This window comes from Armatimonadota bacterium, assembly GCA_031460175.1.
In the GTDB taxonomy this organism is placed as follows: domain Bacteria; phylum Sysuimicrobiota; class Sysuimicrobiia; order Sysuimicrobiales; family Sysuimicrobiaceae; genus Sysuimicrobium; species Sysuimicrobium tengchongense.
Genome location: JAVKGW010000006.1, coordinates 53,164 through 67,276 on the forward strand (window position 1 = coordinate 53,164; position 14,113 = coordinate 67,276).

Sequence of the window (14,113 nt, forward strand, 5' to 3'; positions counted from 1 at the left end):
GTGGGTGGATTTGGAACCATGCACACCGCGATCCTGATCCTGCACTTCCTCTTGGCGGCCCTAGCCGTGGGGCTTGTGCTCCTGCAGGGTCCCAAGGGGGAGGGACTGGGGGCCATCGGCGGGAGCGCCCGGTTGTTCCACGGCCCCAAACCCCGGGAGACCTTCTTCACCCGCACCACGGCCATCGTCTCGGTCCTATTCGCCCTGAGCTCCGTCTACCTTGCCTTCGTCCGGTAGGCTATAATGGAAGTTGGCCCACTGCGTGCCCGGATGGCGGAACTGGCAGACGCGCACGTTTGAGGGGCGTGTGGGGAAACCCGTGGGGGTTCGAATCCCCCTCCGGGCACCAATGGTCCTCCGATCCGGCGTGGCTTCTCCCGTGTGTGCCGCGCCCGCTCCGGGCGACGGTACAATGGGGACGTGAGCCGACCTCTGGAGGGGGGATGGGGATGAGCGTGCTCGCGGAGCTGAAGTGCACCGCCTGCCGGGGGGATGAGCCCCCTCTCACGGACGCGCAGATCGCGGAACTCCACCCCCAGGTTCCTGATTGGCACGTGGTGGAGCGGGAGGGGGTGAAGCGGCTGGAGCGCACCTTTAAGTTTCGCGACTTCCGGGAGGCCCTGGCGTTCGCCAACCGGGTGGGGGAGCTCGCGGAGGAGGAGGGACACCACCCTGCCCTCCTGGTGGAGTGGGGCCGGGTCACCGTGAGCTGGTGGACCCACAAGATCCGGGGGCTACACCGCAACGACTTCATCATGGCCGCGAAGACGGACGCCGCGTACCGGGAGAGGGAGACCTGACGTCCCCGGAAGTCCCACAGACCCGGCCACAGGAGCAGGGGATGTGGCACCAGTTCACGGCGTTGAACGCCGGGTATGTGGCTGAGCTCTACGAGCGGTACCGACGGGATCCGACCTCCGTGGACGCACGGACCCGGGCGTTCTTCGAACGGTTTCCGGCCAGCCCGGACAAGGTATTCCCTGCCCTGGAGGTCCGGGTCCTTGTAGGCGCCATCGGCCTCGCGCAGGCCGTCCGGGAGTACGGACACCTGGCGGCGCGTCTGGATCCCCTAGGAACGCCTCCCCCGGGAGACCCTTCCCTGACTCCCGGGTTCTGGGGGATCACGGAAGAGGACCTCCGGGGCCTCCCCCCCGACCTCGTGGGGGGGCCGGTGGCCGGACGGGCCCGCGATGCCTTGGAGGCCCTTGAGCATCTGCGGGCCATCTACTCGGGGACCGCGGGCTACGAGTTCGAACACCTGCGGGTGGCCGAGGAACGGGTCTGGCTTCGGGAAGCGGTGGAGGGCGGCTGGTTCCGGCCTCCCCAAGATTCCCTCGATGAGGTGGCGCTCCTGCGGCGCCTCACGGAAGTGGAGACCTTCGAGCGGTTCCTGCACCGTGCCTTTCCCGGGAAGACCCGCTTCTCCCTGGAGGGGCTCGACATCCTGGTGCCCATGCTGGATGAGGTGATCGCGCGGGCCGCACAGGGAGGCGTGCGCACCGTTCTCCTGGGGATGGCGCACCGCGGCCGGCTCAACGTGCTCGCCCACGTCCTGGGGAAGCCCTACCGCGCGATCCTCGCGGAGTTCAAGGATCCGGTCCGCGGCTCCGCCTTCCGGGACGACCTCGGGTGGACCGGGGACGTGACCTACCACAAGGGTGCCCGGCGCATCGCCCCGGGGGCCGCCGTCCTCCTGGCGCCCAATCCCAGCCACCTGGAGGCGATCACGCCGGTGATCGAGGGGATGGCCCGGGCCGCGGGAACCCGTGCGGGCCGTGCCGGGGCCCCGGCGTTTGATCCGGACGTGGTCCTGCCCGTCCTCATCCACGGGGATGCCGCCTTCTGCGGGCAAGGAGTTGTGGCGGAGACCCTGAACCTCGCCCAGGTCCCCGGGTACGCCACGGGCGGTACGATCCACCTCATCGCGAACAACCAGCTGGGCTATACCACGGATCCCCGGGAGGGACGGAGCACCACGTACGCGAGCGACCTCGCCAAGGGATTCGAGATCCCGGTGGTGCATGTGAACGCGGACGACCCGGAGACCTGCATCGCCGCTGCCCGGCTCGCGGTGGCCTACCGCATGCGCTTTCATAAGGACTTCGTGATCGATCTCGTGGGTTACCGCCGGTGGGGGCATAACGAGGGAGACGAGCCCAGCTTCACCCAGCCCACGATGTACCGCCGCATCGAGCGCCATCCCACCGTCCGGGTCCAGTGGGCTTCCCGGCTGGTCGGGCAAGGCGTCGTGGAACCGCACGTCCCGGATCAGCTCGTCCGGGAGCACCTGCAGCGCCTGCAGGCAGAGCTGAGCGCCCTGGAGCCCGAGCGGGACCTCGTGGAAGAGATCCCTGCTCCCCCTCCCCCGGGCGCGGCCCGGGGGGTGCGGACCGCGGTGCCGTTGGAGCGTCTCCGGCGGCTGCACGAGGCGTTGCTGCGGGTGCCGGAGGGGTTCTCCCTGCACCCCAAACTGGCGCGGGCCCTGGAGCGCCGACAGACCTTACTGGCGGACCCGGATGCGCCCACCGTGGACTGGGCGGGTGCGGAGCAGCTGGCGTTCGCCTCCCTCCTCGAAGAGGGGATCCCGATCCGCCTCGTGGGGCAGGACACGGAGCGGGGGACCTTCGGCCAGCGGCACGCGGTCTTCCACGATTTCGAGACCGGTGCCGAGTACGTCCCCCTGCAGGCGCTGCCGCAGGCACGGGCGGCCTTCGAGGTGCACAACACGCCCCTCTCCGAGAACGCGGTGCTGGCCTTCGAGTACGGGTACAGCCTCCAGGCCCCGGGCCACCTGGTCCTCTGGGAGGCACAGTACGGGGACTTCCTGAACAACGCCCAGGTGGTGGTAGACGAATTCCTCGTCTCCGCCCGCGCCAAGTGGGGACAGCGGTCTTCCCTGGTCCTCCTCCTCCCGCACGGATACGAGGGGCAGGGGCCCGACCACAGCAGTGCCCGGCCGGAGCGGTTCTTGGCGTTGAGCGCGGATCTCAACCTGCGGCTTGCCTACCCTACCACCGCAGCCCAGTACTTCCACCTCCTGCGCCGGCAGGCCCTGCTCCTGCAGACCGATCCCCTTCCCCTCATCGTGCTCACCCCGAAGGGCCTGCTGCGTCACCCCGCCACCTTCTCCCGCCCCCGGGACCTCAGCGAGGGCGGCTGGCAACCGGTGATGGACGACGGCGCGGATCCCCAACGGGTGCGGCGCCTCCTCCTGTGCACGGGCAAGATCTTCGTGGACCTTGCGACGAGCGGCCGCAAAGGCCAGGAGGTCGCCATCGTGCGGCTGGAACAGCTCTATCCCCCTCCGGAGGAGGAGCTCGCGGCCGTCCTGGAGCGGTACAGGGGGGCGGAGGAGATCTATTGGGTGCAGGAGGAACCGCAGAACATGGGGGCTTGGGGCTTCCTGCGGCCGATCCTGGAGTCCCTATTGGGCGGCCGCCCCCTCCGATACGTGGGTCGACCGCCCAGCCCGAGTCCTGCGGAGGGGTCTAGGGCCCTTCACGCGGTGGTGCAGGAGGGGATCCTCGCGGCGGCCCTGGGAGTCCACGATGCCCCCGGGGCAAGGAGGTGATGGGTGGCGGAGCTTGTGGTCCCGCAGATGGGGGAGTCCGTCCTCGAGGCCACCGTGGCCCGATGGCTCAAGCGGGAGGGCGAGCGGGTGGAGGTGGGCGAGGCGGTGGTGGAGCTGGAGACCGAGAAGGTGAACGTGGAGGTGGGCGCGGAGATGGCAGGGGTGCTCGCCCGGATCGTGCGTCGGGAGGGGGAGACCGTCCGACCCGGAGAGGTGCTCGGGGTAATCGAGCCGGTCTCCGCTCCCGAGCCTCCCCGGGGGGAGATCCCGCAGCCGCGGGTGGCCGAGTCTCCTCCGTCCCCGCCCGAACCGGAGGCTCCGACGCCGCGGGCCACGCCCCTCGCCCGTCAGCTGGCCACAGAACACGGCCTGGATCTCTCCGGGGTCTCCGGTACGGGTCCGGGAGGCCGCATCACCCGCGAGGACGTGGAGGCCGCCGTCGCCGCCCAACAGCCGGCTCCCGTCGTGGAGCGGCCGCGGGCGCCGGAGCGCCGCGAGGAACGGGTCCGGATGTCCGCGCGCCGACGTACCATCGCCCGCCGCCTGGTGGAGGCCCAGCGGGAGGCCGCCATGCTCACCACCTTCAACGAGGTGGACATGACGGAGCTTCTGGCCCTCCGCGGGCGGCTCAACGAGCGGCTCGCCCCCCGGGGACTGCGGCTTGGGATCACCGCTTTCTTCGTGAAGGCGGTGATTCCGGCATTGCGGGAGTTCCCCCGCCTCAACGCGGAGGTCCAGGGTGAGGAGATGGTTCTGAAGTACTACTACGACATCGGGGTAGCGGTGGGAGATCCCGAGGGACTGGTGGTTCCGGTGGTACGAGACGCGGATCGCAAGAGCCTCCTGGACGTGGAGCGGGAGATCCAGGCCTATGCGGAGAAGGCCGCGCAGGGACGGCTCACCCCCGAAGACCTCCGGGGCGGGACCTTCACCATCACCAACGGCGGGGTATTCGGATCCCTCCTCAGCACCCCCATCCTCAACCCCCCCCAGGTGGGGATCCTGGGCCTGCACCGGATCGAGGAGCGAGCCGTGGTCCGGGCAGGACAGGTGGTGGTGCGTCCCATGATGTACGTGGCCCTCACCTACGACCATCGCCTCGTGGACGGCCGGGAGGCCGTGCAGTTCCTGGTCCGGATCAAGGAACTCGTGGAGGATCCGGACTTGCTCCTCGCGTCCCTCTGAGAGGATCCTCCCGGATAGATCCGTTCGATTCGTGGAATAGCGGCATTTGATTTTTCGAGGCCGCAAACCCGTGCTACGCTTGGTTCAGCGCGGGTGCGGTGCGCGTTCGGCGTCCGCGGCGAAAGCACAAACGAGGTGCGGAGGGACCATGAGTGGGCGGGCGAACCGGGTGAAGGTCCTCGTGGGGGGGGTCCAGCTGCGGGACGGTGTGTCCACGGTCACGGAGATCCTCGGCCGCATCTTCACCCGTGCAGGCCTGTTCGCCGTCGCCATGGAACGGGGGTACGCTTCCACCATCTACGGCGCCCACCAGTACGATCCCATCCTGGTCGCGGACCAACCTCCTCTCTCGTACGGAGACCCCGTCTACGACGTTCTGGTGGCCCTGGAATACGACAGCAACCCGGACGCCCCCGAGCAGCCGAACCGGGACACGGTGTTGCGACACGGCCCGAACCTGCGGGACGGGGGGATCCTCCTGTACGACTCTTCCACGGGGGAGATCCCCACGGAGTCCCTCAGGGCGCGGGGGGTGAAGGTCTTCCCCGTCCCCGCCCGCAAGATCGCCCTGACGGAGCTCAAGCGAGAGATCGTGAAGAACATCATCATGACGGGCGCCCTGTTCCGGCTGCTGGGCTTCGATGGGGACTTCACCCACCTGCGCCAGCTCCTCGAGGAACGGTTCGGACGGAAGGGGCGGGATGTGGTGGAGCTCAACCTGCGGGCGGCCCAGCGGGGCCGCGAGGCGGTGGAGCGGGTGCTGGCGGAGCAGGGCTATACCCTGGAGGTGCGGCTGGAGCCGAGGCCGCGCGGGCGCCGGGCGGTGTACATCTCCGGCAACGACTGCCTGGGGATCGGGGCCATCCAGGGAGGCGTGCGGTTCTACGCGGGCTATCCCATCACACCCGCAAGCGGCATCCTGGAGTTCATGGAGCGGTGGCTCCCCCGGTATGGAGGACGCGTCCTGCAGGGACAGAACGAGCGGGAGTCCATCCGGGCCGCCATCGGCGCCTCCCTGGCGGGAGTCCGGGCGATGGTGGGGAGTTCGGGACCCGGCATCTCCCTGAAGGTGGAGGAGTTCGGGGTGATCGGGGCCACGGAGACGCCCGTGATCATCGTGGACGCGCAGAGGGCAGGGCCGTCCACGGGCATGCCCACCCGGCCCGAGCAGGGAGACCTGAACCTGGTCACCGGGGGTGCCCACGGGGACATCCCCCGGATCGTGCTGGCCCCCTCCACGGTGGAGGAGTGCTACACTCTGATGCTGGAAGCCTGCGAACTGGCGGACAAGTACCAGTGCCCGGTCTTCTTCCTCACGGACCTGAACCTCTCGGAGGGACGGAAGACGGTGCCCGAGGACCTGTTCGCCCAGCGTCCGCCCATCCGGCGGCACGGGATCCTGCGGGAGGAGGAGGTGCGAGGACGTCCCTACCGTCGGTACGAGGTGACGCCCTCCGGGATCTCGCCCCGAGTCCTGCCCGGCACCCCGGGCGTCGTCTTCAAGTCCTCGGGGGTGGAGCACGACGAGTTCGGGTTCGTCACCATTGACCCGCGCAAGCGCGCCGCCCAGATGGACAAGCGCATGCGGAAGCTGGAGACCTACCTCCGGGAGGACGCAAAGCCCCCCTATGTCTTCGGGGAGACCCGCGGGAATCCCGTGATGGTGGGCTGGGGGAACACGCGCCCCGTGCTCCAGGAGGCCCGGGAGATCCTCCTCCGGCGGGGGATCCCCGTGGCCCTGGTGCACTTCACCCACATCTACCCCCTGCCCAAACACCTGGTGGAGCCCCTCTTTGCGGACGCGGGGCCCGTGGTGGTGGTGGAGCAGAACTACAGCGGGCAGTTCGCGGATCTGTTGCAGCGGGAGCTCCTGATCCGGACCCGGCGGGTGCTGAAGTACAACGGGATTCCCCTCTATCCCACGGAAGTGGCGGATGCGGTGCAGAGGGCGCTCCGCCAAGAGGGGGCGGTGGTGCGGATCGGGAGCCCGGAGCCGGTGAAGGTGGAGGTAGGCGGAGATGGAGCCGAAGGCCATTAAGGTCTGGGAGGAGAACGCGGTCCCCAAGCATCGCATCCAGTGGTGCCCGGGATGCGGGGACTTCGGCGTGCTGGCCGCCCTCAAGCAGGCCCTGGTGGAGCTGGAGATCACGCCGCATGAGCTCGTGCTCGTGGGGGGGATCGGCTGCAGCGGGAACATCCGCAACTACCTGAACGGCAACGCCTTCCACGGAACCCACGGAGGGCCCTTGGCCTACGCCCTCGGCATCAAGATGGCGAACCCGCACCTCCAGGTGATCTGCCTCGCAGGAGACGGGGACACCTTCGCCATCGGGGTGGAGAACTTCGTGCACACCTGCCGGCGGGATCCGGACATGGTGTTGCTCGTGATGAACAACGGGGTGTACGGCCTCACGAAAGGGCAGGATTCTCCTACCGCAGGGCTCGGGAAGAGCGTGGAGGTCTGGAGCGAGGAACATCCCCCCATGGTGGACCCCGTGCTCCTGGCCCTGGCGAGCGAGGCCACCTTCGTGGCCCAGTCCTTCAGCGGGGATGTGAAGCACACGGCCCGGATGATCGTGGAGGCCTTCCAGCATCCGGGGTTCGCCTTCATCAACGACTTCTCCCCCTGCGTTACATACAACAAGTTCAACACGTACGAGTGGTTCCGGGAGCACGTGGAGCCCGTTCCCCCAGACCACGATCCCTCGGACCGGGACGCGGCCTGGCGGCTCGTGCGGGACTTCGCCCGCCGCGGCAAGATCCCCCTCGGGGTGATCTACCGGAACCCGCGCCCGCGCGCGGAGGCCCGGCGCCTCCCCGTCTGGGAGGGGGAGTTGGCGGACGTGGACGTGGAGCCGATCCTGGCGACTTTCCGGTAGATCAAGCGCCCAGCGCCCGCGCGGCCCGGTCGTAGTCCTCGGGCTTCACCCAGAGGATGAGGCCGTAGCGACCCTGGCCCCCGGAGACCGCGGCCATGGCGGTGACGTTTACCCCCGCCTCCGCCAGCTTCCGCATGTGCTCCGCGGCGGCCCCCACCCGGTCGTCACCCTGGATGAGGAAGGCGTGCTTCGGGGCACTCAGCTGGAACCCTGCCGCGGCCGCGGCCCGGCGGAGAGCCTCCGGATCCTCCGCCACGAGGTCGAGCTGGGAATTCCCGTCCCCCAGGGGGAAGCCGAGGACGGCCCGCAGGTTCACCCCCGCCTGCTGGAGGGCTCCCAGCACCCGCACCCCCTCCCCGGGCCGGTCGGGGATCACCACGTACTGGTACTCCACCCGCTGGACGACGTCGGCCATGGTCCCCACCTCCGGCTCCGTGTTTCTCTACTAGCGTTCCCCAGAAATCCCACGAGCACAAGTCCCATCTCCTGTGAGGGAAGCTGGCTTGACAGGAAAGCCGCGGATGCCTATGCTGGGCGCCACGGGGCGAGGAGGGAGCGGGAGTAGGCGCGGCCGGAGGGTTTGAGCGAGCCGGGGCGGTGCAAGCCGGTGCCCGGGCCGTGCGGAACATGGCTCCGGAGCCGCGGGACGAACGCGGCAAAGGCCGCCAGTAGTCTGCGCCGGGCTGGCCCGTGATCGCCAGGAGAGCGCCGCCGGTCGAGACAACCGGCGGAAGCGGGGTGGTACCGCGGAAGGGCCCTTCCGTCCCGGACGGAAGGGCCGCTCGCTTTTGAGGAGGTGAGGGACGTGTCGGGTCGGTTCTACATCACCACCGCCATCGACTACGTGAACGCGAGCCCCCACATCGGGCACGCGTACGAGAAAATTCTGGCAGACGTGCTCGCCCGTTACCACCGGCTGATGGGCGAGGAGGTCTACTTTCTCACGGGGACGGACGAGCATGGCCAGAAGATCGCCTCCGCGGCCGCGGAGGCAGGCCGGGAGGTCCAGGCGTTCGTGGACGAGAATGCGGCTCAGTTCCGGGCCCTGTGCGCGGCCCTGAACCTCTCCAACGACGACTTCATCCGCACCACGGATCGCGTCCGCCACTGGCCCGCGGTGCACGAGCTCTGGCGTCGGGTGGCCGCCCGGGGGGACCTCTACAAGAAGCACTACCGGGCCCTGTACTGCGTGCAGTGCGAGGCCTTCGTGACCCTGAGCGAGCTCGAGGACGGCCGCTGTCCCCGCCACCTCATCGAGCCCCAGGTGATCGAGGAGGAGAACTACTTCTTCCGGCTCTCCCGCTACCGCACCGAGCTGCGCCGCCTGTTCGAGGAGCGGCCCGATTTCGTGGTGCCGCCTTCCCGGGCCGCGGAGATGCAGAACCTCATCGAGACCCTCGAGGACATCTCCGTCTCCCGGCCGGTGGAGAAGCTCCGGTGGGGGATCCCCGTGCCGGACGATCCTTCCCACGTGATCTATGTGTGGTTCGATGCCCTCACCAACTATCTCAGCGCCATCGGGTTTGCCCAGGATGAAGCGCGCTTCCGGACCTGGTGGCCCGCCCACCACCTCATCGGGAAGGACATCAACCGGTTCCACTCTCTCCTCTGGCCGGCCATGCTGCTGAGCGCCGGGGTGGAGGTCCCGCGGCAGGTACTGGTGCACGGGTTCCTCACCGTCGAGGGCCAGAAGATCAGCAAAACCCTGGGCAACGTCATCGACCCCGTGGCGGTGGCCCGGGAACTGGCGGCGCAGAGCGGGGCGGAAGTGGAGGTGTGCGTGGATGCCCTGCGCTACTTCCTCCTTCGGGAGATCCCCTTCGGGGAGGACGGAGACTTCAGCCGCGCGCAGCTGGCGCACCGGTTCAACGCGGACCTCGCCAACGACTACGGGAATCTCCTCAACCGAACCCTGCCCCTCGTGGAGCGCTGCTGCGAAGGGGTGATCCCGGAAGCGGGCGCGGAGGAGGGGGCGGACGCGGCCCTGCGACAGAGTGCACAGGATCTAGTGAATGCAGTGCTGGAGCACGTACACCGGTACGATTTCCCGCGGGCCCTGGGAGCCGTCTGGCAGCTCCTGGCCGCCGCGAATCGCTACCTGGACCAGGAGGCGCCCTGGAGCCTGTACCGGGCAGGGCGAAGGGAACGGGCGGCCACGGTCCTCCGCAACGCCCTGGAAGCCCTGCGGGTGGCCACGGTGCTCCTGGAGCCCGTGATGCCCTCCGCCACCCTGAAGGTCTGGTCGCAGTTGGGATACCCCCAGTTCGAGCAGCGGGCGAGGGAGATCCGGGCACGGGGAGGCCCCTACCGGGGAACGGGGCTACGGGTGGAGGACGCCCGCACCTGGCGGTGGCTTCGGCCCGGGACCAGAGTTCGGCCCGGTCCTCCCATCTTTCCCCGCATCGAGACCCGCCTCCAGATCCCGGCAGCGGAGGAGGAGAAGATGCCGGAGACCGTCTCCATCGAGGAGTTCCGGAAGCTGGATCTGCGGGTGGCCAAGGTGCTGGAGGCCGAGCGGGTGCCCGGTACGGACAAGCTCATTCGGGCGAAGGTGGATCTGGGCGGTGAGGTGCGCACCATCGTCACGGGTCTATTGCCCCACTACACACCGGAAGAGCTGGTGGGAAAGACCATCGTGGTGGTCGCGAACCTCGAGCCGCGCCGGGTGCGGGGCGTGGAGTCGCAGGGCATGCTGCTCGCCGCGGAGTGGGAGGGGCGGATCGTCCTCGTGACCCTGGATCGGGACCTTCCGCCGGGAGCCCGGGTGACGTGATCGATACCCACCTCCACCTGGACGATCCGCGGTTCGACGCGGACCGGGATGCGGTGGTGGAGCGCTCGCTCCGGGCCGGGGTCCGGATCCTGATCACCATGGGGGTGGATCTTGCGAGCAGTCGCCGGGCCGTGGCGCTCGCGGAGCGCTATCCTGCGGTGTACGCGGCGGTGGGGATTCATCCCAACCACGCCCACCAGGCCCGTCCCGGGGACTTCGCGGCCATCGCGGAGCTGGCACAACACCCGAAAGTGGTGGCCATCGGCGAGTGCGGCCTCGACTACGGGCGGGATCGGTGTCCGCGGGAGGTCCAGCAGGAGAACCTGCGCCGCCACGCACACCTGGCGAATGCGCTCCGAAAGCCCCTCGTGATCCACAACCGCGAGGCCCACGCGGACATCCTGCGCATCCTCGAGGAGGAAGGCGCTTGGCGGGTGGTGATGCATATGTTCACGGGGCCTCCTGAACACGCCCTGACGTGCGCCCGGAGGGGATACTGGATGGGGGTGGGTGGGGTGGTCACGTACCCGAACGCGCAGGGAGTCCGGGAGGCGGTGCGTTGGATCCCGGATGGGCTGCTTTTGGTGGAGACCGATGCGCCGTACCTCGCCCCGCACCCGGATCGGAGCAAGCGCAACGAGCCCGCGTTTCTCCCCCGCATCGTGGAAGCCTTGGCCGCGGCCCGGGCGCAGGGAACCGAAACGGTGGCATCCCTCGTAGAGCGCAACGCACGGAGATGCTTCGGTCTGTAGCCGTCCTTCTGAGCGTGCTGCTCCTCGCGGTCCCCGGGATCTCGCAGACCGCGGAGGACCGATCGGAGGTGGAGCAGGGCCGCCGGGCCGCCCAGCAGGTGGAGCGGGCCCTGCGGGTGGTGACGGATCCCGCGGTGGCGGGTCGGGTGGAGCGGATCGGGAAGGCGGTGTCGGCTCAAACAGAGCGGCCGCAGCTTCCCTGGACCTTCCGGGTGGTGGAGCATCGGTTCCCCAATGCGGTGGCCCTGCCGGGCGGATTCGTGTACGTCACGAGCGCCATGCTGCAGCTCGTGCGCACGGACCACGAGCTCGCGGGCCTGCTGGCCCATGAGGCGGCGCATGTGGCGCGGCGGCATCACCGTCGCATGGCCCAGGAGGCGCTGCGCACCAACCTCCTCGTGATGCTGGTGGCGGTGCTGGTGCGGGATCCCAGATTGGCTACGGGCGCGCAGCTGTTGGGCGGGGGGATCCTGAGCGCCTTCTCGCGGGACCTGGAGCGGGAGGCGGATGTGGCCGCGGTCGGGTATGTGCAGCGCACCCCCTGGCATCCCGTGGGCGTGCTTACCCTGCTGGAGCGGCTTGCTCGGGAGGAGAGTCTATCCGCGAACCCCGATCCCGGGGCCTTCCGCACGCACCCGACCTGGGAGGAACGCATCCGGGCGGTGCAGGAGGAGCTGGCCCGCCGGGGAATTCCCCTGCATCGCCGGGTCTCCGCGGGATTCCTGCGGGTCACCATCGGGGGGGATGGGTCCGTGGGCGAGGTGATGGTGAACGGGGAGGTGGTCATGCGTCTTGCGGGCGGGAAGGCGCGGGCGGAGGAGGTGGCAGCCCGGCTGGATCGGGCCTTCAACGAGGATCCTTCTCCCCTGGAGGTGGAGGCGGTCGGGATCCTGGACGAGTGGTCGGTGCGGATCGGAGGCGTTCCCATCGTGGTGATCACGGACCAGGACGCACGGCTTTTGGACCGGCCCCGACGGGAGATCGCCCAGGATTACGCCGCGGCCCTCCGGCGGGTGATCACGGAGGACCGGCGGCGCCGGGCTCTGGGAGGGTGAAGGGCTCTTCCTCCATCAAGCGCAGGAACGCCTCCACCACGGCCGGATCGAACTGCTTCCCCGCCTGCTCCCGGATGTACTGCAGGGCCTTCTCTCTGGACCAGGCGGGCCGGTAGGGACGCTCGGAGGTGAGGGCGTCGTAGACGTCCACCACCGCGAAGATGCGGGCCGAAAGCGGGATCTCCTCTCCCCGCAGCCCCCGCGGGTATCCGGTGCCATCCCACCGCTCGTGGTGAGCGTACGGGATGTCGAGGGCGGGGCGGAGGAATTCGATGCCCGCGAGCCACCGATAGGCGTACACGGGATGCAGACGCATGATCGCCCACTCCTCTTCCGTGAGGGGGCCGGGCTTGCGCAGGATCTCGTCCGGGACCCCGATCTTGCCGATGTCGTGCAGCAGGGCCCCGCGCCGGATGTGCACGATCTCGGATTCCGCAACCCCCATGGCCCGGGCCAGGGCCACCGTGAGCTCCGCCACCCGCTGGGTGTGCCCCTCCGTCTCCCGATCCCGCAGGTCCATGGCCCGGGACCATCCTTCCAGGGTGGCATCGTAGGCCCTCTGCAGCTCCAGGTTGGCCCGTTGCAGGTTCTCGAGCAGGGTGCCGTTGTCGATGGCCACCGCGGCCTGGCCTGCCAGGGCTTCCAGGAACTCCCACCACTCGGGATCGTCCGGGAAGTCTTTGCGCGAGAGGGTTTCCAGCACGCCCAGGACCTGGCCTTTGATCGTAAGCGGCAGCGCGCAGTAGGCCCGGAACCCTTCCGCCACGAGCCGGGCTTCCCGGCTCCCGGGCACTTCCGAGAGGTTGGGGACGTGCAAGCGCTCTCGGCCCAGGACCACCCGGCCCACCAGCCCCTCGCCGATCCGCACCCCCTGGGTCACCAGGTCCCGCCGCAGCCCCCGGGCGACCACGGCCCGGAAGGAAGCGGTACCGGGGTCCAGCAGCAGCACCGCGGCGGCCTCCACGCCGAGGTGGATGGTGAGCTGATCCAGGATCACGTTGAGGGTGATCCGCAGATCAAAGCTGCCGGTGATGGCGGTGTCCACCAGGCGTAGGGCTTGGAGTCGGTGCACCTGTCGCTCCAGCCGCTCCCGCAGCCGGCGCTCCCGTTCCTCCGCCTCGACGAGCGGGGTGACGTCCTCCGCCACGCAGACGAATCGGAAGGTTTGGCCCGTCTCGTCCCAAAGGGCGGAGATGGCCAGCATGACCCACGCGGGACTCCCATCCTTCCTCCGCACCTGCACCTCTCCCCGCCAGCCCTTGCCGGATTCCACCGCCTTCCGGATCTCCCGACGCAGCTCGTCCGGGAGGGAGATGAGGAGTCCGATCTCCTCTACGGGCCTTCCCAGGACCTCTTCCGCCGGAATCCCTGTGACCTCTGTCCATCGCCGGTTCACGTAGGTCACGCGCCGTTCGGGATCCATCACCAGGACCAGACTCGATCCCTGCTCCACCGCCTGCCACAGGAGCCGGGCCTGCGCTTCCGCCTGCCGCCGGGCCCGCCGGACCTCCGCCTCCCGCAGCTCCCGGGCTATGGCCGCGGGGAGCCGGGTGAGGTTGTCTTTCATCACGTAGTCGTTGGCCCCGGCCCGCATCATCTCCACCGCCAGCTCCTCGCCCACGGTCCCGCTCACCACGAGGAAGGGAAGATCCGGATCGTGCGCCCGCACGATCCGCAGGGCCTCGTGGGCGTTGAAACCGGGCATCCGGTAGTCGCACAGCACCACGTCCCAGGCCTCTGCGCGTAAGGCCTCGGCGAGGCTTGCCGCGGAGTCCACCCGGTGCCACCGTACCGTCCATCCGCTGCGCTGGAGGAGCCGCGCGAGCAGCACCGCATCGTCCTCCACGTCCTCCACGCAGAGGACCCGCAGGAGCTGCGAGGATTGCGCCTCCGACATG

Annotated in this window: 11 protein-coding genes and 1 tRNA gene; 10 read left to right on the forward strand and 2 right to left on the reverse strand. The window is 69.2% G+C overall.

What is annotated here, in order from left to right; translation table 11 throughout:
- Positions 1-18: 18 nt before the first annotated feature.
- The 7 genes from secG to QN206_09125 all read left to right on the forward strand — a co-directional run bounded on the left by secG (position 19) and on the right by QN206_09125 (position 7,635).
- On the forward strand, positions 19-237 hold the full coding sequence (gene secG / locus QN206_09095) for a preprotein translocase subunit SecG (protein MDR7614961.1): 219 nt from the start codon (positions 19-21) through the stop codon (positions 235-237).
- A gap of 27 nt (positions 238-264) precedes the next feature.
- Positions 265-349 (forward strand) — tRNA-Leu (locus QN206_09100).
- Between the two features lie 100 nt (positions 350-449).
- Positions 450-800 carry a 4a-hydroxytetrahydrobiopterin dehydratase gene (locus QN206_09105; GenBank protein ID MDR7614962.1) on the forward strand — a complete coding sequence of 117 codons (351 nt, stop codon included), beginning with the start codon at positions 450-452 and terminating at the stop codon, positions 798-800.
- 41 nt (positions 801-841) lie between these two features.
- On the forward strand, positions 842-3,571 hold the full coding sequence (locus tag QN206_09110) for a 2-oxoglutarate dehydrogenase E1 component (protein MDR7614963.1): 2,730 nt from the start codon (positions 842-844) through the stop codon (positions 3,569-3,571).
- A gap of 3 nt (positions 3,572-3,574) precedes the next feature.
- Positions 3,575-4,756, forward strand: a complete 1,182-nt coding sequence (odhB, locus tag QN206_09115; GenBank protein ID MDR7614964.1) for a 2-oxoglutarate dehydrogenase complex dihydrolipoyllysine-residue succinyltransferase — start codon at positions 3,575-3,577, stop codon at positions 4,754-4,756.
- A gap of 148 nt (positions 4,757-4,904) precedes the next feature.
- Positions 4,905-6,794: a 2-oxoacid:acceptor oxidoreductase subunit alpha gene (locus tag QN206_09120; protein MDR7614965.1), complete on the forward strand. Its 1,890-nt coding sequence runs from the start codon at positions 4,905-4,907 to the stop codon at positions 6,792-6,794.
- The gene (locus tag QN206_09125) at positions 6,775-7,635 is read left to right on the forward strand and encodes a thiamine pyrophosphate-dependent enzyme (protein MDR7614966.1); all 861 of its coding nucleotides are present in this window, start codon (positions 6,775-6,777) and stop codon (positions 7,633-7,635) included. Before QN206_09120 ends, QN206_09125 begins: the two co-directional genes overlap by 20 nt.
- Before the next feature lies 1 nt (position 7,636).
- On the opposite strand, the gene QN206_09130 is transcribed toward QN206_09125, so the two are convergent.
- Positions 7,637-8,050, reverse strand: coding sequence for a hypothetical protein (locus QN206_09130; GenBank protein ID MDR7614967.1), 414 nt, complete (start codon positions 8,048-8,050; stop codon positions 7,637-7,639).
- 390 nt (positions 8,051-8,440) lie between these two features.
- On the opposite strand from QN206_09130, the gene metG reads away from it, so the two are divergent.
- From metG to QN206_09145, 3 genes are read left to right on the forward strand one after another with little or no spacing between them, the layout of a single operon-like run.
- Positions 8,441-10,408, forward strand: coding sequence for a methionine--tRNA ligase (gene metG, locus QN206_09135; protein MDR7614968.1), 1,968 nt, complete (start codon positions 8,441-8,443; stop codon positions 10,406-10,408).
- Positions 10,405-11,160: a TatD family hydrolase gene (locus QN206_09140; GenBank protein MDR7614969.1), complete on the forward strand. Its 756-nt coding sequence runs from the start codon at positions 10,405-10,407 to the stop codon at positions 11,158-11,160. Before metG ends, QN206_09140 begins: the two co-directional genes overlap by 4 nt.
- Positions 11,145-12,215, forward strand: coding sequence for a M48 family metalloprotease (locus tag QN206_09145; GenBank protein ID MDR7614970.1), 1,071 nt, complete (start codon positions 11,145-11,147; stop codon positions 12,213-12,215). Before QN206_09140 ends, QN206_09145 begins: the two co-directional genes overlap by 16 nt.
- On the opposite strand, the gene QN206_09150 is transcribed toward QN206_09145, so the two are convergent.
- Positions 12,178-14,112 carry an HD domain-containing phosphohydrolase gene (locus tag QN206_09150; protein MDR7614971.1) on the reverse strand — a complete coding sequence of 645 codons (1,935 nt, stop codon included), beginning with the start codon at positions 14,110-14,112 and terminating at the stop codon, positions 12,178-12,180. The genes QN206_09145 and QN206_09150 overlap by 38 nt on opposite strands.
- Between the last annotated feature and the right edge of the window lies 1 nt (position 14,113).